We start from the raw sequence: 20,722 nt of genomic DNA, 5'->3' as shown, positions 1-20,722 counted from the left end.
AGGATAGAAACAAAAGAGATAAATCCATGAAGTTAGATAAATTTATCAAGCGTCCGGTGCTCTCTACGGTGATCTCCATCGTGATGGTGATCCTCGGATTCATCGGACTCATATCGCTGCCGATTGAGCAGTACCCGAACATCGCCCCGCCTACCATCATGGTGCGTGCCTCGTACACGGGTGCTAACGCTGAGACGGTGCTCAACTCCGTGCTTGCCCCGCTGGAGGAGCAGATCAACGGTGTGGAGGGCATGACCTACATGACCTCATCGGCCACCAACAGTGGTTCGGCCTCTATCACCGTGTTCTTTAAGCAAGGCATGGACGCCGACATGTGTCAGGTGAACGTGCAGAACCGTGTGTCGCAGGCGTCGGCCCTGCTGCCCGCCGAGGTAACCAAGGCCGGTGTGCAGGTCATGAAGCGCCAGTCGTCGACGGTGATCCTCTTCGGTCTTACGGCCGACGACGACCGTTACGACGATGAGTTCCTCGCCAACTACGCCAACATCAACGTGGTGCCAGCCATCAAGCGTGTGAATGGTGTGGGTGAGTGCCAGTGCTTCTCACAGAAAGACTACACCATGCGCCTCTGGATCGACCCCGTGAAGATGAAGAGCTATGGACTGATACCGACCGACCTCACCGGTGTGCTCGCGCAGCAGAACATAGAGGCCGCCCCGGGATCGGTGGGTGAGAACACCGACAAGCAATACGAATACACCTTCCGATACAAGGGTCGTCTGAAGACACCTGAGGAGTTTGGCGACATGATCATCAAGTCGACCAAGGACGGACAGACCATCCGCGTGAAGGATGTGGCCCGTGTGGAGATGGGCGCCCTCTCTTACTCTGTGTCATCTGAGCTCAACGGCAAGTCGTCTGTGACCATGATGGTCACACAGACCGCCGGTTCGAACGCCACCGAGATTGCCAGCGACATCAAGCAGCTGCTCGCCGAGCAGGAGAAGACCTTGCCCCCTGGACTCCATTTCGACGTGATGCAGGACGTTACCGAGTTCCTCTTCGCCTCGATCGAGGACTTGGTGAAGACCCTCTTTGAGGCCTTCGTGCTCGTGTTCATCGTGGTGTATATCTTCTTGCAAGACACCCGCTCAACGCTCATCCCGCTCATCGCCGTGCCGGTGTCGTTGATCGGTACGTTCTTCTTCCTCTATGTGTTCGGCTTCTCGCTCAACCTCTTGACGCTCGCCGCCCTCGTGCTCGCCATTGCCATTGTGGTGGACGATGCCATTGTGGTGGTTGAGGCCGTGCACGCCAAGCTCGACTTGGGATACAAGTCGGCACGCCTGGCCTCTATCGACGCCATGAACGAGATTTCGGGAGCCATCATCTCCATCACCCTTGTGATGGCCGCCGTGTTTATCCCCGTGTCGTTCATGGGTGGTACAACCGGTACGTTCTACCGTGAGTTTGGTATTACGATGGCCATCTCCATCGTGATCTCGGCCCTTAACGCCTTGACCCTCTCGCCGGCTCTCTGCGCCATCCTGCTGAAGCCGAAGAACGAGGACGGCAGCGAACGCAAGATGTCGATGGTCGACCGCTTCCACGCTTCGTTCAACGCCGCCTACGGCAAGGTGCAAGACCGTTACCGCAATGGTGTGCGCCGCATCGTGGAGCGCCCCATCATCGCCATCGCATCGGTCATCGTGGGTATCGTTGCCATGGGCGTGCTCATGGCAACCACCAAGACCGGTCTGGTGCCTGATGAGGATACGGGTACCGTGTTCTGTACCGTGTCGACGCCTCCGGGAACCTCTATGAAGAAGACCCAGGAGGTGATGGACCAGGTGGACCGCATGCTCGCCACCAACCCCGCCATCGAGAGCCGTATGCGCATCACCGGTTACAACTTCATTGCCGGTCAGGGTTCCAACCAGGGAACGTTCATCGTCAAGCTGAAGTCGTTTGAGGAGCGCCAGAAGATGGAGGGTCCGCTGAAGTATGTGGGTGTGCACAACCTCGGTTCGACCATGGTGCTCGGCATGATCTACAAGCAGACAGCCGCCATCAAGGGCGCACAGATCCTCGCCTTCCAGCCGCCTATGGTGCAGGGATTCTCGGCCACCAACGGTCTGACCTTCTCTATGCAGGACCGCACCGGTGGCGATGTGAACAAGTTCTTCGACGTGACGCAGAGCTTCATCGCAGAGCTCAACAAGCGTCCGGAGATCTCGAACGCTATGACCTCCTACAATACCAAGTATCCGCAGTATAAGATCGATGTGGATGTGGCCAAGTGTAAGCAGAGCGGTATCGATCCCTCAACGGTGCTCACCACCATGCAGGGCTACTACGGAGGTATGTACGCCTCCAACTTCAACTCTTACGGTAAGCTCTATCGTGTGTATATCCAGTCGGATCCCAAGGATCGCGCCGACCTGAAGAGCCTCGACAACATCTACGTGCGCACATCGGCAGGCGAGATGGCACCCATCAAGGAGTATGTGTCGTTGACCCGTGTGTATGGACCGCAGGAGATCGACCGATTCAACCTCTTCACCTCTATCAACGTGAACGCATCGGCCGCCGAAGGCTATTCGACCGGCGACGCCCTGAACGCCATGGCTGAGGTGGCCAAGACCTCGCTGCCCGCGGGCTATAGCTATGAGTTCTCGGGTCTGACACGTAACGAGCAGGAGTCGAGCAACTCTACGGCGATGATCTTCATCCTCTGTCTGACCTTCGTGTACCTCATCCTCGCAGCCCAGTACGAATCGTACCTGCTGCCGTTGTCGGTAATCCTCTCCATCCCCTTCGGATTGGCCGGAGCATTCCTGTTCACCAACATGTTTGGTAACAACAACGATATCTACATGCAGATCGCCCTCATCATGTTGATGGGTCTGTTGGCCAAGAACGCCATCTTGATCGTGCAGTTTGCCTTGGAGCGTCGACAGACCGGTATGGCCATCTCATGGTCGGCCGTGCTCGGAGCCGCAGCCCGTCTGCGTCCTATCCTGATGACCTCGTTGGCCATGATCATCGGTCTGCTTCCTATGTTGATGCCTTGGGGTGTGGGCTACCACGGTAACATGACCCTGGGCGCCGCCGCCATCGGAGGTATGCTCATCGGTATGCTCTGCCAGATTATGATTGTGCCGGCCCTCTTCTACATCTTCCAGACATTGCAGGAGAAGGTGAAGCCCATCGAGTTTGAGGACGACAATGCCGACGTGGCTACGGAGCTCAATCAGTATACCAACCCGCTGGCTGCCAACTTCCGCACAGGCGAGGAGAAGCTTGCAGGCGACAAAGCCAATCCCAACATGTAATATTCAGCGTCAACATGTCAATATAACAGCATTAAGATGAAAATTAAGAATATCATTCCGATAGCATTCGCAGCTGCTCTGATGAGCAGTTGCGGAATCTACACCAAATATGAGCGCCCCGACGTGAACACCGCCGGACTGGTGCGCGACTCGGCCTCGGTGGCCGATACGCTCGCCGTGGCCGACACCGCGAGCTTTGGCAACCTGCCTTGGCGAAGCGTGTTTACCGACCCGCAGCTGCAGGCGCTCATCGAGAAGGGACTGGAGAGCAACGTCAACATGCTCAACGCAGCCCTTAACGTACAGATGGTGGAGGCACAGTTGAAGGCGGCCAAGCTCGCCTTCGTGCCCTCGTTCACCTTCTCGCCCCAAGGCACCATCGCTTCGTGGGATGGAAACAAGGCCACCAAGACCTACTCGCTGCCCATCACGGCCAGTTGGAGCGTGGACCTCTTCGGAAACCTGCTCAACCAGAAGCGTAGCGCACAGATGAACCTTCTGGCCACCAAGGACTATCAGCTCGTGGTGAAGACCAAGCTCATCTCCAACATCGCCAACATGTACTACACCCTCCTCATGCTCGACAAGCAACTCGAGGTGGTGGACAACATGGCGTCGCTGGTGAAGGAAACGTGGAACATCATGAAGATTCAGAAGGAGTTGGGACGCACCAAGGAAACCAGCGTGCAGAGCGCCGAGAGCAACTACTACTCTGTGCTCGCGCAGGCCACCGACCTGAAGCGACAGATTCGCGAGACCGAGAACTCGCTCTCGCTGCTCCTCGGACAGTCGGCGCAGCACATCGCACGTGGCAAGCTCGACGCACAGTCGCTGCCTTCAACGTTCTCAACGGGTGTGGGCATTCAGTTGCTCAACAACCGTCCCGACGTGCACTATGCAGAGATGGCTCTCGCACAATGCTTCTATGATGTGAACACCGCCCGTTCGCGCTTCTATCCCAACATCACCATCAGCGGCACGGGTGCCTTCACCAACAGCGGTGGCATGGGCATCGTGAACCCGGGTAAGATGCTTTTCAACGCCGTGGGTAGCCTGGTGCAGCCCATCTTCCAGCATGGCGTACTCATCGCCGGACTGAAGGTGGCCAAGGCACAGCAGGAGCAGGCGTTCAACACATGGCAGAACGCGGTGCTCTCTGCAGGCAGTGAGGTGAGCAACGCCCTCGTGCTCTACAACTCATCGGAGGAGAAGAGCCAGTTGGAGGCCAAGCAAGTGGAGAGCCTGAAGAAGAACGTGGAGTACACCAAGCTCCTCTTCAACGACGGAAGCAGCACCTATCTCGAGGTGATCACAGCCCAGCAGAGCCTGCTCAACGCAGAGCTTGCGAAGGTGGCCGACGACTTCTATAAGATGCAAGCCGTGGTGAACCTCTACTACGCACTTGGTGGAGGACGCGATTAACGTTTCATTCTTTATATTAAAGCATTCAGATTATGAACAACATAAGTCCACAAGCATACGTCGACCCTAAGGCGAAGATCGGCAACAACGTTACCATCTATCCCTTCGCGTACATCGAGGGCGACGTGGAGATAGGCGACGATTGCGTCATCTATCCCTATGTGAGCATCATGAACGGCACTCGTCTGGGACGTGGAAACAAGGTGTACCAGAACACGGTGCTCGGCGCTGAGCCACAAGACTTCAACTACAAGGGTGAGATTACCACCCTTGAGATTGGCGATGAAAACATCATTCGCGAGAACGTGGTGATCAACCGTGCCACCTTTGCCACAGGCAAGACACACATCGGAAACCGCAACTTCCTCATGGAGGGTGTGCATATCAGTCACGACACCGACGTGCACGACTATTGTGTGTTTGGTTATGGTACCAAGATCGCTGGCGACTGCGAGATACACAGTGGCATCATCTTCTCATCAGGCGTGATCGTCAACGCACAGGTTCGCGTGGGAACAGCTGCCATGGTGACCAGCGGATGCCGTGTGAGCAAGGATGTGCCGCCTTTCATTGTGGCCACCGACAACCCCGTGCGCTATGCCGGCCTGAACCAAGAGATGCTGCGTAGTCATGGCATCAGCGACAAGGTGCTCAACCACCTGGCCAACGCCTACCGCCTCGTGTTCCATGGACAGACGTCGGTCTTCGACGCCGCCATCCAAATCAAGGAGCAGGTGCCCGACGGATCAGCCGTGAGAAATGTGGTGAACTTTATTCAGAGCACGAAACTCGGAATCATAGGAAAATTATAATTCATACCTATAATTATTATGTAACAGGGGTTGGATGGTTGTGAAACCATTCCAGCCCCTTTTACAATGGTGGGTATGATGTGTGCGAAAGCCCCTGGTGGGGCGGACCTGGACTATGCTTGCTCTTGGAGTCGGTTGAGGGTCCAGGCGTAGGCTTGGGCGGTGCGAGCATCATCATGTTATTCTCTATTCAGCGTTTTTCTTCTTCGGATTGACATTGAATCTCCAGGAGAGTGAGAGCATGGCGTAGCGTGGGATGCTGTTGTGCCAGGTCTCGGTGCGGCCCTGGGCGTTGACGGCGTAGGAGGTGTTGGACAGCTGGCGGAGGATGTCGAAGCCCTGGAGCTTGGCCACCAGGTGGCCCTTGACGAAACTGCGGGTTAGCTCGGCGTTCCACACCCAGTCGGTGGTGTTCATCTCGCTTTGCTGGTAGCCGCGACGCGCATACATCGTCATGTCGGTGCTGAGCTGGAAGTGACAGGGTAGCGACACGAAGGCATTGAGGCCCAGGCTGTAGTTGCCAGCATGGATGTCGCTGAAGTCTGACCGCTCGCCATGGATGTAGAAATAGTTACCGGCACCATGCAATGATAATTCATAGCCATCGTTGGGACGCCAGGTCAACTTGACGTTGTCGCCCGCCTGCCAGTTGCTCACCACGCTGCGTATGCTCGAAGACGAGCTCGCGACTGTAGCCATGTCGATATTGTGGTTGTAGCCTGCTGTAAGTTGGTTGTCGATGCTCCATCTGCTAGCCTTGTCGAGTCCTCGCGAATATCCAACGGAAGCGTCTGTGTGCCAATTGCCATTGACGCTGACGGGTTGTACGGTGGAGACGCCGTTGGCCTCGTCGAAGGTCAGAGACCACGCCACGGCATGGTCTGTCTGGTGGAAGCCCCATTGGACATGGAACAGACTTTGGAGCGCACCTCCGTGGCGCGTTGACCAGGTGACATCATAATGGTGCAGGTCTTTCAGCGTTCGGTTGCCCCTGCGGATGTGCAATGGATCGGCATCGTCCTCATAGTCTGCCATCGACACGAGATCGGGCATTGTCGAGGACATCGTCGCACCCAATGACCACCGCCACTTTCGGCCCCACTCGAAGGTCATCTTCGGGTTGAAGAACACGCGGCTGCGGTTGACGTCTTGGTGGTTTCCCCTATCATAGTGAAGCCATTTCTTGCTGAAGGCGACGGGCAGATGAACGGACAAGTCACCCCTGAACGACGGCCAACTGTGATAGAAGACAAGATAGGCCACGTGCTCATTGGCGTAGTCTCTCGATCGGTAACTGTTCTTGGTGTCAATAGCCTCATCCAGTGCCAACGTCGTTGAGGGCAACACGTCATAGCGACTGCTGTCGGCTCCCATGACACGGTCGAGACGGAACAAGGGATTGTTGGTGTTGTGATACTCATGGTTGAAGGAGTAGCCCAGTCGAAGGTCGGTCTTGCCCAGACTGTAAAGATAGCTCAGGTCGGCGCCCATCGCTGCATTCTCCCGCATCATCGGGCGGTAGTTGTTGCGATAGTCTGTCGGTGTCGAGCTATCGTGGTAAAAGAAATGGTTGGCGTTAAATGATTTGGCATCCAGATGATCATAGCTGCCGCTCAGCTTCACCCGCAGCATGTCGGCATAAAGGCGTATGTCGGTGTTCATGTCATACGACAGGTTCCATTGCGTGTTGTCTTGTCGGCCCTGAGTGAGCAGGCCATTGAGAAGCCTGCTGCCCAGCAACGTCTCGCCATGGGTCTTGTTCCAAATCTTCGTCCGGTCATATTGCAGGAATAGGGTGTTTTCCGTGTTCCATCCACGCTTCAGCATCTTGAGCACTTCTTTTGTCAAGAATGAGGTCTGCTTGTCACGGCTCCATGCCGCGATGTTGCCATATTTGTCTCCACCGTTCAGGAAGGTCTGCGAGTTGGTCGCTGTCTGGTTGTCGGCATCCGTGTGCTTGAGCAGGTTGTTGGTTGCGAAGAACGACGCTTCGTTGCCCAAGGTGTGGAGATAGGTGACGCCCGCCTGCTTGGAGGCCAGCAAGCCTTGGGGCGCATCCGCCGAATCCCAGTCGCCATCCATTATCATGTTGGCCGTTGCGTCATTGTTCATGTTGTTCACGTTGGCAAAGGCCAACAGACGGCTCATGGGCGAGAAGCGCATGCCGAAGCCTCGCGACAGATAGCGGCGGTCGGTGCCTGCTCCTGCTTCTATATTGCCCAGGTAGCCTACGGAGTATTCCTTTTTCAGCTTCACATCCATGACATATTGTTTGTCGTGCATGTCGCGTCCCATCATCCTTGAACTAGCCCCTGCGCGGTCGAACACCTTGATGCGGCTGACGGTGTAGGCGGGCAGGTTCTCTAGGGCGAGCTTTGGGCTGCCCGAGAAGAAGTCCTGCCCGTTGACGAGCAGACTCTCCACATATTTGCCGTTGACATAGATGCGACCGTCTTTTGTCAGTTGGCAGCCAGGGAGCCGTGAGACCAGGGCGTCGAGCATGGAGCCCTCCGCCAAGTTGAAAGCGTCGGCATTGTAGATGAGAGTGTCGCCACGCATCACCATCTTCACCTTCGTGGCACGCACAGTCACCTCCCGTAGGACATGGGCCGCATGGGGCAATAGAATGTCCTCGGCCACGATGTCTGTCTCGCGCAGGGAGTGCAGGGCCACCCTCACGCTGTCTTCGGAGTAGCCCACGCATGAGGCGCGAACGACATAACGTCCTTTGTCAGGGATTTTCAAGCGGTAGAGGCCGTTACGATTCCAGTATTCAGACGAGTCTGTGACAGCTGTGGCAATCTGGCTGCCGTCTTCGCGTGAAAGGATAACCTTGGCTCCCACGATGCCGTCGCCTGTGATGTTGTCCACCACACGCCCCACGACGTAGTGGTCCGCCTTTTGTGCATAAGCCATGCAGGCGAGCAACAGCATGAGTATGATGAATGAATACCTTTTCATTGTTTCAACCTTTTGGAACAGGCTCTTGTACGCAAAAGCTTGTTGTTATTTCTTGATTTGTGAGCAAGCCGTGTAGGGAGCGACATTTAGGTCTGAGCAATACAACGTGGCCTTCCATGCCAAAGCATCATATTGGCAACAACCAGTTAGCGTGTGGCCCGTAGAACTGACAAAAGAACAATCGTCAAGATAATTTTTTCCCTCGCAGGCTTTAATCTTAGGATACTTCTTGCTTCCATCTTGCCCTGTGCTTCCTGATCCGCCGCCAAAAACGAATTTCAAGTCTTCGCGAGACAAGACCTCTCCAAATTTGGTCTTGCTGAATTTAAACTTCTTCATGATCATTAAGTTTTTAGTTATACAAAATATTTCTGGTCTCCAACTGTGTTCTTTTATTGTGGTTTGAATCCATCTATTCCTTTGATAAATTTGTTGATCAATCTCTCGTTGCTGACGACAACCTCACCTTTTCCTCTCTGCATGGGGTGAACAGGCATAGCACAGTTTGTGTCGGAAGTAAAACCATGGGGCAATCTTATCATTACTGTGTATTCATTGTCCTGGTTAGGAATGTCTGACACACCAATGACATACCCCGTTAAGTGACCATACGTGGAAGAAGGGTATCGGTCAAGGGAAATCATAACCTTTTGTCCCGCCTTAATCTTCCAGACCTCGGTGTCGACAACCAACATCTGTGTTCTCATTTTACGATTGGCAACGGCTATCATGACCTTGCCGTTCACAGTCTCTGGTGAGCTGAACAGAAAGCAGCCAGCAAAAAGCACAATAGCTACCACAGCTATGACCAAGGTGCCCCATAGCTGGATTATCGATGGCATTTCTCCCATGATTTCTTGCACCTCCTCACAGTGAAGTTCTGTGTTGTCTTTGTGTATGTCCTTCATTTGCCTAATTCTAGTTGATTCTTAACCAAGGTATAGTATGCACCTTTCTTCTTTGACAGTTGTTCATGTGTTCCTTGTTCCACCACCTGTCCTTTGTCAAGCACAATGATGTTGTCGGCGTCCTTCACGGTGCTAAGCCTGTGGGCGACTATCAGGACAGTCTTGCCCCTATAAAACTCATGAAGGTTCTCCATGATGATTTTTTCATTGTTAGCGTCAAGCGAATTTGTAGCCTCATCAAGGAAAATATATTCGGGATTTTTGTAGACGGCACGCGCTATCAGCAGTCGTTGTCGTTGCCCCTGGCTTATTCCGCTACCTTCCATTCCTATTTTCGTGTCGTAACCCATTGGTAAGGAATAGATGAAATTCTGAATGTTCGCAACCCTTACTGCGTTTCGTAGGCGGTCTGCGTCTATTTCATCCGTGCTAATAGCAATGTTTTTTGCTATGGTGTCGGAGAAGATATAGCTCTCTTGCATGACGGAACCTGTTGACGCTCTCCACACATGGGGGTTGATCATTGCGAGAGGTGTGTTCCCAATTTTGACGACACCGCTATTTGGAGCATAGAACCCCTGGATAAGCTTTACCAGTGTTGTCTTTCCGCTACCGCTTGCACCGACAATTGCGGTCACTTGACGTGCTGGTATCTTGAGGCTGACACCCTCAAGAGCAAAATCCCTGTTAGCCCCACTGTAACTGAAATATACACTTTCGATTGTTATGTCGCGGACATCTGGAAGGACTTTCAACTTAGAGGTGACACCAAAGTCCTCATCACGCCGATGATGTATTTCATTGAGTCGTTCAAGACTTATTTTAGCATCCTGGTAGTTGCGGATAAAGCTGACAAGCTGGCTTATAGGAGCTGTAACTTGCCCTATGATGTAAGTGAGTGACATCATCATTCCCAAAGTCATTTGTCCTTCAACGACCGACTTTGCAGCAATGAATGAGATGATGATGTTGGTCCCCTGTGTGAAGAAGGTTGAACCCACTTCTTGTATCTGTCCCACTGCGAGACCTTTTAAGCCAATTTTATAGAGCTTTACTTGTATACGTTCCCACTCCCACCGCTTTTGTTTCTCACAGTTGTTGAGTTTCACTTCCTGCATGCCCTGTATCAGTTGTATGAGTTTGTTCTGCTCTCCCGCAGACTGGTTGAAACGCCTGATGTCAAGAATGCGGCGGTATTTCATAAAGATGGAAATCCAGGCCACGTATAGCAGGTTGCCAAGAAGTGATATGCCAAGGATGACAACATTGAAATAGGCGAGAATGATGCCAAACACTACAAAGTTGAATGCTGAGAACAGGATGTTTATCGAGTCGCCCATGAGAAAATCCTTGATGCGCCCATGGTCACCTATCCGTTGCATGATGTCACCAGTATTCTTGGTGTCGAAGAATCTTAATGGTAGCCTCATCAGTTTTGCCAAGAAGTCTGAGATAAGTGAAATGTCAATTCTTGTATTGACATGCAGCATGAGCCAGCTTCTGACAAACTGCAGAGACAACTGCGAGAAGAAAATCACAAGTTGAGCTATTAAGACAAGAAAGATGAAGTTGAGATTCCGGCCTTCTATACCCTTGTCAACTACAGCCTGGGTCAGCAGTGGCGCCATCAGTTGTAGACCGCTTCCTACCATCATTCCCAAGATGAGTTGACCAAATTCTTTTTTGTAAGGCAAAAGATACCTGACAAAAAACAAAAGGTCATGTCTTGCTGAACTACATTCCTCATCTGAGATGCTGAAGGTTGGAGTAGGCTGAAGCATTAAGGCTATGCCTGTATCTTTCCCGTTTGCTCTTTTTGAGATCCAACATTTCAAGAAATCATCTTTGTCGTATGTTAGCTTCTTCGACGCTGGATCGGCAATGTATATGGTTGCTTTATTGTTGCGATGAAGTTTGATGCGGTAGCAGACCACAAAGTGATTTTGGTTCCAGTGGAGAATGCAAGGCAATGCTGTCTCTTGGGAGAGCTGTTCGAATGTGATGCGTACACCGATGGTGCGAAAGCCTATTGTTTCAGCGGCATCGCTTATTCCCAGCATCGATACTCCTTCGCGAGTGATGAAACATCTCTCACGAAGCGTCTGCAATGTGTAGGTCTTGCCATAATATTTGGCAATCATGCGCAGACAAGACGGACCGCAATCCATGGAGTCGAGTTGGGAGTAATATGGAAAGCTCATTTTCAGTTTGTTTCTTAATTATTATCACATTGAGTGCTCGATATTTAGCAGGCCCTTCATACCCCACAACCAGTTGATGCCATATTTGTATAATGGCGTTTTCTTGCCATTAAGCAAGGTGAGTGTATCACACTGGTTGAGCCTGTCTTTGTAAAACTCCCATGGAACATCAAACAGGGGGACGGGGGAGTATTTGTTGGCTCCAAGAATGAGTAGCATCGCTCCGGTAAGCCCGTCGGAGAGGGCGAGCTGATTGTTTGCACATTCTTCGTTGAACAGTCGTTTAAGCGAAAGACTATCCAGTAGTAGCTTTTGGTATTCTTTCCAATTCGGATGTTTTGCACATCCTAATGAAATGAGTCTTATAACCAAGAAACACCTTTCGAGTCTGTTGAAGTGAAATATGGGCACGTTTGCGCCAAGCTCATATATCAAGTCGTCGCAAATGTGCTCTATCCGCTGCCTGCCTATATTTTGCTCATATAGATTTCCAATGGCATATAGTAAAAAGAAACTCCGATTGAACACATTACATGGAATGGGCTCCTGAAAGAAATTGACCGGCAGGGTGATACAGAGGTCATTCAAAAGTTGCATAGCCTTGTCGGCATAAATTCTATGTTTGGTCGTGTTCCTTATGCCATATTTCAGATGCATGGACAGGTAGAACAGTCCTTCTACTGCCAAATTCTCATCCAAAGGCTTCCTGTCCCTGCCTTTATCCAAGCTCTTATAGATAAGCGCATCCATATCATCCAAAACATAATCTGGGTTGCCTGGCTTGAAGTAATGCATGATGATGTCTAAGGCGAAGGCTATGCCAAGAAGGCCGCGCGAGAACTCCACAGGTGTCTTGTCGCTGACCTTGGTAAGGACATCATCAACAAGTCTGTTATAAATTTTCTTGTATGCTGTATCTTCATTGCTCAGTCTGGCATAATATAGGGCCAGCCCAGCCTTGCCATAGACCAGTCCGCCTTCCAGGCTGTCATACTGTTGGTCAATTATGTTCAGCAGTGCAGCTTCTGTGGGGAAACTATTCAAATCTGTCATTGTTGCCTGTGTATTGAACATCATCTCGAAGAGACATGTATAAGGACTTGTTCAGTTGGTTGAAGCATAAGTCCTGGTATAGTTTTGTTCGGGGACCACCATTGATGTCACGTGGATGGTTAAGATGAAACATCGGCCCCTCTGAGCGATGAATCCTATAACCATGTGCCTCCCAATGCTGAACCCTGTCCAGATCTTCCGGTCCCCAACCATAGAAGTTCTCGTTCTCTCCTCCTGCAGCCTTATATTTCTCGGTGTTGATAAGAAAACCGCCACCGACAAAGTTTTCTCCATAAAGATAGTTGAAATAGTTTTTGTATTTCAAGAGCATTCTCATATCATGTTGCTTTAGGTATTCCTTACGAAAAGACTCGTCCGTGTTCAGGAACAAGCCATCATAAGGGAATGACGCCTCATAGTCGCCAGACAGTATGGCTTCGTAAGAAGAGCGCAACTGTTTCTTGTCCACCAGTACGTCGGCATCCCATACCGAGACGACGTCGGTATCCACTTCTTTCAAGGCGACGTTGATAAAATGTGTCCTGAAAAAGACGGGGTCATCATCCTCTATATGAGTAAACTTCAGTTCCTTACCGCGCGGGAGCATCTTCCGGATCTCATAGCCATAGCAGGTGCTTGCCTCTATGATAAGGATTTGTGCGGATGTCGACTTTAGAAAGTCTATGACCGCCAGTAAGTTTTCCAATCTTATTATGGAGTCTACTCGTATGGGCAAGATAAATGTCAGTCTCTTCATTCTTCAGCGTTCTTCTTCTTCGGGTTGACATTGAATCGCCAGGAGAGCGAGAGCATGGCGTAGCGTGGAATGCTGTTGTGCCAGGTCTCGGTGCGGCCCTGGGCGTTGACGGCGTAGGAGGTGGTGGACAGCTGGCGGAGGATGTCGAAGCCCTGGAGCTTGGCCATTAGGTGGCCCTTGACGAAACTGCGGGTTAGTTCGGCGTTCCACACCCAATCGGTGGTGTTCATCTCGTTTTGCTGGTAGCCGCGACGCGCATACATCGTCATGTCGGTGCTGAGCTGGAAGTGGCAGGGCAACGAGACGAAGGCATTGAGGCCCACATGATAATCACCGGCATTGATGTCTGCGAAGCCTGTGCGCTGACTGTAGATCAAGTAATAGTTGCCTCCGCCATAAAGGGTGAACTCATAGCCGTCGCTGGGACGGAAATTCAAGCTTACGTCATCGCCCATGGTCCAGTTGTTCACGATGCTTCGCTGGCTGATAGTCATCCCCTCCACGGTGGCCATGTCGACATTGTGGTTGTATCTCACGTTGAGGCGGTTGGAGATCATCCACCGTTGCGCACTGTCCAGGGCCGCCGTGTATTCAGTGCCCAGGCCTGCATTCCAGTTGCCATTGACGCTGACAGGTTTTGTCGTCGATCGACCAGCCTGCTTATCGAAGGTGAGGGCATAGGCCACGGCGTGGTCGGTCTGGTGGAAGTCGAGACGGGCATCAAAGATCTTCTGCCGTTCGCCCTGGCGATTCAGCGACAGCGACACATCATACAGGTGGATATCCTTCAGCTTGCCGTTGCCCAAGCGGACGTACAGCGGATTGGAGTCATCGCGATAGTCCACCATGGAGGTGAGGTTGGGTAGGGCTGAATGCATGGAGGCGTCTATGCGCCAGTCGAGATAATTGTGGTTCCACACAGATAATCGAGGTTCCACGAATAACCTGTTCTTGAACACGTCGTGGCGTCCCTGGCGCTCATAATAGAGATTGCTGTTGACCACACGCAATGGGACGGCGATGACAAATCCTGAGTTGCTGCCAATGTTTGACTTGCTGAAAGAGGGTGTAAGGGTGTGCTCGTTGGTATATTCGTGAAAGGTGTAGCTGTTGCCCTCGTCCAACACGCTGGCCATGGCATCTGTGGCCGACGGGAGCATGTCGAAGCGAGAGCTGTCGCGTCCGGCAAGCTTGTCGAGGCGGTAGAGCATGTTCTCCGCCTTGTTGTAGGCATATTGGTATTGGTAGCTGAGCGACAGCGTGCCTGCGTGTAGGGAATAGTCATACCCCAGGTTGGCGCCTATCTTGAGGTCGCGGTTGGGTGATGTGATATAGTTGTTGCGATAGTCGCGCGGGCTGTCGCTGTTGAGGAAGTTCACGTCGTAGAGTGAGTATTGCTTTTGCGAGAGATTGTTGTAGCTCATGTTGAAGCCCCAGTGCAATATGTCCATCTTGAGGATGTAATAGGTATAACTGGTGCTGAAGTTGAGGTTGAAGTCGTGTGCCTCGTCACTGTTGCTCAGCAGCATGCGGTTGAGTGTGGACAACGAGTCGCTGGTCTGCGACACGTCGTTGCCCCATCCTTTCTTGTCCACGTAAGAGAAGTCCGCCTGGTTTCTGATGTTCAGGTTCTTGGCGCCCAAGCCCACGCTGAAGTTTCCTTTCAGCAGGTCACTCTTTTGGGTACCCTTCGACACGCGCGTAGACCAAGCGTCGCCCATGGGCAGGAAGGTCTGTGTGGCATTTCGCTCCTCGTTGTCCACTCCCGTGTGGGTGTAAGACAGGTCGCCGCTGAGCTGGCTAAACTGTCCATGTAGGTAGTTTTGGTAGGAAATGCCTGCTGTCTTTGTGGCCACGAGCCCGCTTGCGATGTCGTCCGACGACCACTTGCCGCCAATGTCGCTACGGTCGGTGTTGTTGAGGTTGTTCATGTTGAAGAAGCCCACCACCTGCTCCTTGTCAGAGAATTTGAGACCGAGGCCACGGGCTATCCAGCGATGTGCGGTGCCCATCCCCCCTCCAAGTTTCCGATGTAGTTCTTGGCGTATTCGCGCTTGAGGGCCACATCCATCACGATCTCCTTGTCGCCCTTGTCAAGGCCCGTGACCCGTGAAGCCCACCCCGACCGGTTGTACACTTTCACTTTGTCCACGATGTAAGCAGGCAAGTTTTGTAGGGCTATCTCTAGGTTGCCCGCGAAGAAGTCGCGCCCGTTGATAAGCATGCTCTCCACCTTCTTCCCGTGCACGAAGATCTGTCCGTCACGTGTCAGCGTCGTGCCAGGCAACCGGCTGATGAGGGCGTCGAGCATCGATCCGTCGGCCAGGTTGAAGGCATCGGCATTGTAGATGATGGTGTCGCCGCGCATCACCATCTTCACCTTTGTGGCCCTCACCGTCACTCCTGGCAAGTTTTGGGTGGGCATGATCTTGACCAGACGGACCTCGTTTACCCACACCTGCGACTGTCGGTTGCTCCAGATGTTGCAGTGGGCATAGCCATCCACATACCCCGTTTTGGTCACGCGGACAATATATTTGCCCTTCGATAGGGCCTTCATGTTATAAAATGCCAACTCGCCGAAACTTCCATACATCGTCTGGGTGGTCATCGTGTCAACGACGGTGCTGTCTTCGGTCATCAGAAAAACCTTGGATTCGAGGGGCTTCCCTGATAGGTTGTCTGTGACATAGCCAGATATGCTGAAATTCTTTTGGGCAAAGACGGCACAACTGACCATCATGAATAACGCCATGGTCAAGAGTCTAATTCTTCCATTCATAGCTATCACACTTAAAGGGGTTGATTTTACTTGATGAAATTGTGGAAAGGCGGATAAGCCTAAGGCTATTTGCATCTTGTCCTTCCAGAACTTCCTCCCCAGCATAACATGCTGGCCCCAATACCCGTAGGCATCCAGTTGCAATGGCCTAGGTATTTGTTGACATCACCAACCTTGTACCAACAACTTTGCCCGATTTGTGAACAATTCCCGCCAAAAACGCTAGGACAATCTTTAACGGAGCTTGAATGTTGAGATCCGCTACCGCCTCCAAGAATCATCTTGAGCTGTTCGCGCGATAAGGATTCGCTGAAATCCGAGTGAACGAATTTAAACTTCTTCATGATCATTAAGTTTTAGTTATACAAAATACTTCAAGTCTCCAACATGATACAGGTTGGGCAATTCATGCCCATTTATGAAGAATGTTGGAGTGTGAGTGATCTCCATCGATTTACAGAAGTCGGTCATCTTCCTGGCTTCTTCATCATTTTCTTTATTCCTGCGCATCTTGACTGCATGCTCCCTGCCAAACACGGCCGCATCTTTTGTGGCCTGCGCATACCAATCTGTAAGGGCCGAGGTCATGTTTTTGCCCTCCTTTGACAAGGTGAGGAACATATCTATCGGTGTCTGATCGTAACCAGTGTCATCAGGCCCTATGACAAACATAATCTGCAAACAAATATTGGAGTTTCCCTCCATGAGTTTGCTGAGCACTTCGTGGACTATGCCGCAATGCCCGCAAAATGGATTACATGCTTCTATGATGTGGACAGAACCTTCGGGATTGCCCAATATGAGGCCATAACCATCTACTGGCACTTTCACCTTCTTTTCTTTCTGTAATAATGCTTCAAATGTACCTGTATTATATTTGATTGTCCTATAAGATACTGCTGAGTTTTCGAGTTTCCTGGACATAATCCCTTGACGCCAAATCATGTACGTTAGCAAAGCTGATATGGACATGCTTACAACGAAACAGATAAAAGAGGGCAATAATTGAAGGACAGAGAAGGAAAACGCTCCGCCAATAAGTGAAATGACAAACAAACACCAAGTAATCGCCAAGACTGAAAGACACAAGGGGCACCATTGCTTGACAACTACTTTCTGATAATAAAGTGAGTAGCCAGTATAGGGCAAAGTCAAAAGATTTATATTACTCAAGGCTGTAAAAGCCATTATGTCAAGACAAGATTCAAGGATGAAAATCAAGGAACCAAGGAAATAAGCCCCTCCAATTACAGACCAAGGAATGCCAGCGATGGCAGAACCTGGTGAAGACAGAACGGCATCGCAATTCATTTTCCGGCCTCCTCCACACACACTTCTCACTACAGGATTGTAGGCATTATACTCGTGCATCAGCAAAAGGCCACATACTATGCACCCTACAAGCAACAGTGTGGCATATAGAAATGAATAGAGGTTTAACGTACCCGATAGTATCCTATAAATGGCGATAAGGATTAAGCATATAGGCAGGAAAGCAACGTAAACGTACTCGCCCAACTTCTGCAAAGTCTCTTTTCTCCAGTGTGAGACAAAGATTTTGTCGCCTGCTTTTGGCGAGGCAGAGAATAACATGGCATAATTTGTGCTCTTTTTCTTCAAGTCAATAAAAGAAATGCATTCGCGCCTGTGGCTGATAGGATTGAACCAATCAGCTGTTTCCCCATCGTTTCCATACACAAGTGCAAAAAATGTATTCCCGTTTTCTTTTTCTGTTTTGACTTGCAATAAGAATGGCTCTTTGATATCCAATATTCTTTCGAACGGTTCCAGTTTATATGCTTCCGATACGATGCCGAACTCTTCAAAGACGTCATGAATGGCAAGCATGCTTGGATAGAATGGGTGGTTCTGAAGATGACGGCATAGCGTGTCTTTTGTAAGCTTCAGATTTAGGAGATCACAAATCAAGGAAGACACTTCCTCTACATTGTTCTTGGGATGGAGAAAATCTTCAATCAGTGCCATACGCTTATATTTCAGTTAGACAAAGGACTTTCATTTCATTAAAGAGCCAGCAACTGATCAGCCGTTCGGCCAAGAAAGACATGGCGCGACATTGGTAATCCACATCGTCGTAACGAAAGTCCTTACGTGCCTTTTCCATGTAGTTGTCGTATGTGAAGTCAAGGTGATGCATGCTGTCGAAAGCAAACAATATCGGGAAGAGAAATCCGCACAAGCGCTGAAAGTCATCCCAATGCATGATGAAGCAACAATAAGGTATAAACATGTCGCCTTCTAACAAATACTTGGAGTATTTGTTCCCCTTTCCATATTTTTCGTTGAGTATGTCAACGATGTCGTCAAAGTCTTGATAATTGTGGGCCTCCTTATAGTGTGATTTGAGATCAATGCGCATGTTGACATACAGCACTTGGCAATTTCCTGGCTCTAAATCCAAGATATTGCTGAACACACGCCTGTAATGGCAAAAACCGACGGTCTCGCTTTTCACATTGTTCTTCCATACCCAATAAAGGGTGACAAGTTCTGAATAGAACTTGTTTAGATGGTTGATATTCTCGCCATCCACATTTGTGTCATTGCCTTTAAAAAGATGAATGGTGCCTGTCTCTTTCAGATGAAACTGCTCTATTTGGGCGTCATCATGATAGGTCTGCCAAATAATTATGTCCTTCATGCTCTTTCTTTCTATGTTATACCAATGATTTAAAATGGGTTATAGTTTTATGGAGTCCTTCATCCAATGAGATTTTTGGATGCCATCCATCAAGTAGGCGTTGAGCTCGAGATATATCTGGACATCTTCTAATGGGGTCATTCTCAGGGCGTGGCTGATAGGTAAGGGTGGAAGAAGAATGAGTGAGTTGCAGGATTCTTTCCGCCAGATTTCTGATGGTTCTTTCATCAGGATTGCCAAGGTTTAAAGGCGCATAGCAGCAACTGCAGGCCATGGTTTTGACTAATCCCTCTATCAAGTCATCTATATACATGAGTGAACGAGTTTGTGCTCCATCCCCATAAATTGTCAGGCTTTCACCTTTTAAGGCTTGCGAGATAAATGTGGGCACAACGCGTCCGTCGTCCACGCGCATCAAAGGGCCATAAGTGTTGAATATTCGCACAATCTTTGTGTCAAGTCCATATTTACGATGGTAGTCACAGAATAGAGTTTCTGCGCCTCGTTTGCCCTCGTCGTAACAACTCCGTGGCCCATTAGGGGTGACATTCCCATAATAGCTTTCGCGTTGAGGCGTTTCTAATGCATTTCCATACACCTCACTGGTTGAGGCAAGTAAAATGCGTGCATGATTTTCTCGTGCAAGTTCCAAAAGATTGATGCTTCCAATGATGCTTGTCTTGAAGGTTTTTACAGGATCCTTTTGATAATGTATGGGGGAGGCTGGGCAGGCGAGGCTGTAAATCTCATCTACAGCATAATCGACATGCAAAGGCTTGACCACATCATGTAGAATGAAGTCAAACGAAGGATTTGCTTGCAGCGCCTCGATGTTAGTCGCCTGACCAGTGGAAAGGTTATCAATACAGACAACCCTTTTGCCATCTGCAAGAAGCCTATGGCATAAATGGGAACCTACAAATCCGGCTCCGCCAGCTACTAATGTGGTATACTTTCGCATAATCTTTAGTTTACAATATAGAATTGTCCATAATAAATATTTGAATCCGTTATCACTCGCAAAGTATAGGCTCCCAAAGAGTTTTGTGGCAAATTCAGCAAAAGATTCCCTGCATCAGAGATGTTACATTTATTGGATGTCATAACCTCACCTTTGGCATCTAAAACATAAGCTTTGACAATTCCAGAATAATGGCTAATATGAATTGTTATTTCATGGTTGGAATAGTCTGCTAAAATTTTTTCAGCAGATGGCATACGCATACCAGAATGCTGAAGCACCTGTTCCCTTTTAATGTCAATACCTGTTGACATGCTAGGCATTGCAATGATACCTAAAATGATTAGCATTAACAACTTTCTCATATGTGTCTCCTTTAAATTAAAGTTCTTCGTTGCAAAAGAAGCAAATAAAACAATAAGCTCAAAATAAGTTGGGCCTAAAATTACAATTCGTGAAAAACTTGTATTTGATTGTTTGACAGATGTTTACAGGTTTGTTTGCTAGCCATGAGAAACGAAATTGTCTAATTTTATGGTTTTAGACCTTAGAAATTCTCGATGAAATCTCTCAAAGACAAGTTTTCACCCTCGATGCCGACTTTAGATTTATACAAGTATAATTTTTGCTTGATACCTTTTACGCTTATAGAATAGATGTCTGCCATGATTTTCAATGATGCCTTTAATCTTAGCAAGATCATAAGCCGGACATCCGCCCTCTTCAAATTGGGAAATTGGGTTGTCAGCCTATTGACAAAATTGTTGTCTACATTGTTTAAAAATAAAGCCAACTCTTCCCAGTCTGTTTCTGTGAGCAGGATTTTATTTTTCACTAGGTTCTTATTATCTGTTATTACTAGTGATGCGATATTAATCGCTTAACTATAGTTATATATTTGATATTT

General features: G+C 49.9%; 15 protein-coding genes. 3 read left to right on the top strand and 12 right to left on the bottom strand.

Annotation, left to right across the window (positions count from 1 at the left end; all coding sequences use genetic code 11):
- Positions 1 to 26 precede the first annotated feature (26 nt).
- From WKK33_RS01915 to lpxA, 3 genes are read left to right on the top strand one after another with little or no spacing between them, the layout of a single operon-like run.
- Complete coding sequence (locus tag WKK33_RS01915; RefSeq protein ID WP_337932228.1) at positions 27 to 3,296, top strand: efflux RND transporter permease subunit; 3,270 nt, start codon at positions 27 to 29, stop codon at positions 3,294 to 3,296.
- Between the two features lie 36 nt (positions 3,297 to 3,332).
- Positions 3,333 to 4,718 (top strand): efflux transporter outer membrane subunit, encoded by a 1,386-nt coding sequence (locus WKK33_RS01910; RefSeq protein ID WP_337468316.1) that lies wholly within the window; start codon positions 3,333 to 3,335, stop codon positions 4,716 to 4,718.
- 29 nt (positions 4,719 to 4,747) lie between these two features.
- The gene (gene lpxA, locus WKK33_RS01905; RefSeq protein ID WP_337932266.1) at positions 4,748 to 5,530 is read left to right on the top strand and encodes an acyl-ACP--UDP-N-acetylglucosamine O-acyltransferase; all 783 of its coding nucleotides are present in this window, start codon (positions 4,748 to 4,750) and stop codon (positions 5,528 to 5,530) included.
- Between the two features lie 186 nt (positions 5,531 to 5,716).
- Here the strand turns inward: lpxA and WKK33_RS01900 are convergent, their stop codons facing one another.
- From WKK33_RS01900 to WKK33_RS01845, 12 genes are all read right to left on the bottom strand, one after another.
- On the bottom strand, positions 5,717 to 8,491 hold the full coding sequence (locus WKK33_RS01900) for a carboxypeptidase regulatory-like domain-containing protein (protein WP_337932227.1): 2,775 nt from the start codon (positions 8,489 to 8,491) through the stop codon (positions 5,717 to 5,719).
- Between the two features lie 45 nt (positions 8,492 to 8,536).
- A complete protein-coding gene (locus tag WKK33_RS01895) occupies positions 8,537 to 8,830 on the bottom strand; it encodes a hypothetical protein (RefSeq protein ID WP_337569877.1) in 294 nt (97 codons plus the stop codon).
- Between the two features lie 53 nt (positions 8,831 to 8,883).
- Positions 8,884 to 9,399 (bottom strand): hypothetical protein, encoded by a 516-nt coding sequence (locus WKK33_RS01890; protein ID WP_337569879.1) that lies wholly within the window; start codon positions 9,397 to 9,399, stop codon positions 8,884 to 8,886.
- Positions 9,396 to 11,606: a peptidase domain-containing ABC transporter gene (locus WKK33_RS01885; RefSeq protein ID WP_337932265.1), complete on the bottom strand. Its 2,211-nt coding sequence runs from the start codon at positions 11,604 to 11,606 to the stop codon at positions 9,396 to 9,398. Before WKK33_RS01885 ends, WKK33_RS01890 begins: the two co-directional genes overlap by 4 nt.
- 18 nt (positions 11,607 to 11,624) lie before the next feature.
- On the bottom strand, positions 11,625 to 12,653 hold the full coding sequence (locus tag WKK33_RS01880) for a hypothetical protein (protein ID WP_337932225.1): 1,029 nt from the start codon (positions 12,651 to 12,653) through the stop codon (positions 11,625 to 11,627).
- Complete coding sequence (locus WKK33_RS01875; protein WP_337932223.1) at positions 12,637 to 13,359, bottom strand: galactosyltransferase-related protein; 723 nt, start codon at positions 13,357 to 13,359, stop codon at positions 12,637 to 12,639. The genes WKK33_RS01880 and WKK33_RS01875 overlap by 17 nt, the downstream gene beginning before the upstream one ends.
- A gap of 47 nt (positions 13,360 to 13,406) precedes the next feature.
- A complete protein-coding gene (locus tag WKK33_RS01870; RefSeq protein WP_337932221.1) occupies positions 13,407 to 15,422 on the bottom strand; it encodes a hypothetical protein in 2,016 nt (671 codons plus the stop codon).
- On the bottom strand, positions 15,398 to 16,192 hold the full coding sequence (locus WKK33_RS01865; RefSeq protein WP_337932219.1) for a carboxypeptidase-like regulatory domain-containing protein: 795 nt from the start codon (positions 16,190 to 16,192) through the stop codon (positions 15,398 to 15,400). The genes WKK33_RS01870 and WKK33_RS01865 overlap by 25 nt, the downstream gene beginning before the upstream one ends.
- 360 nt (positions 16,193 to 16,552) lie before the next feature.
- Positions 16,553 to 18,178, bottom strand: a complete 1,626-nt coding sequence (locus WKK33_RS01860; RefSeq protein WP_337932218.1) for a vitamin K epoxide reductase family protein — start codon at positions 18,176 to 18,178, stop codon at positions 16,553 to 16,555.
- A gap of 4 nt (positions 18,179 to 18,182) precedes the next feature.
- Entirely contained in the window at positions 18,183 to 18,854 is a 672-nt protein-coding gene (locus tag WKK33_RS01855) for a DUF4422 domain-containing protein (protein WP_337932216.1), read from the bottom strand.
- A gap of 16 nt (positions 18,855 to 18,870) precedes the next feature.
- Positions 18,871 to 19,815 (bottom strand): UDP-glucuronic acid decarboxylase family protein, encoded by a 945-nt coding sequence (locus tag WKK33_RS01850; protein WP_337932215.1) that lies wholly within the window; start codon positions 19,813 to 19,815, stop codon positions 18,871 to 18,873.
- A gap of 5 nt (positions 19,816 to 19,820) precedes the next feature.
- On the bottom strand, positions 19,821 to 20,180 hold the full coding sequence (locus WKK33_RS01845; RefSeq protein WP_337932213.1) for a hypothetical protein: 360 nt from the start codon (positions 20,178 to 20,180) through the stop codon (positions 19,821 to 19,823).
- Positions 20,181 to 20,722 lie beyond the last annotated feature (542 nt).

The sequence above is a fragment of the Hallella sp. genome, from assembly GCF_037460745.1.
GTDB classification, from domain to species: Bacteria; Bacteroidota; Bacteroidia; order Bacteroidales; family Bacteroidaceae; genus Prevotella; species Prevotella faecis.
The sequence above is the reverse complement of the archived record's forward strand: the minus strand, read 5'-3'. Positions and strand labels throughout refer to the sequence as shown.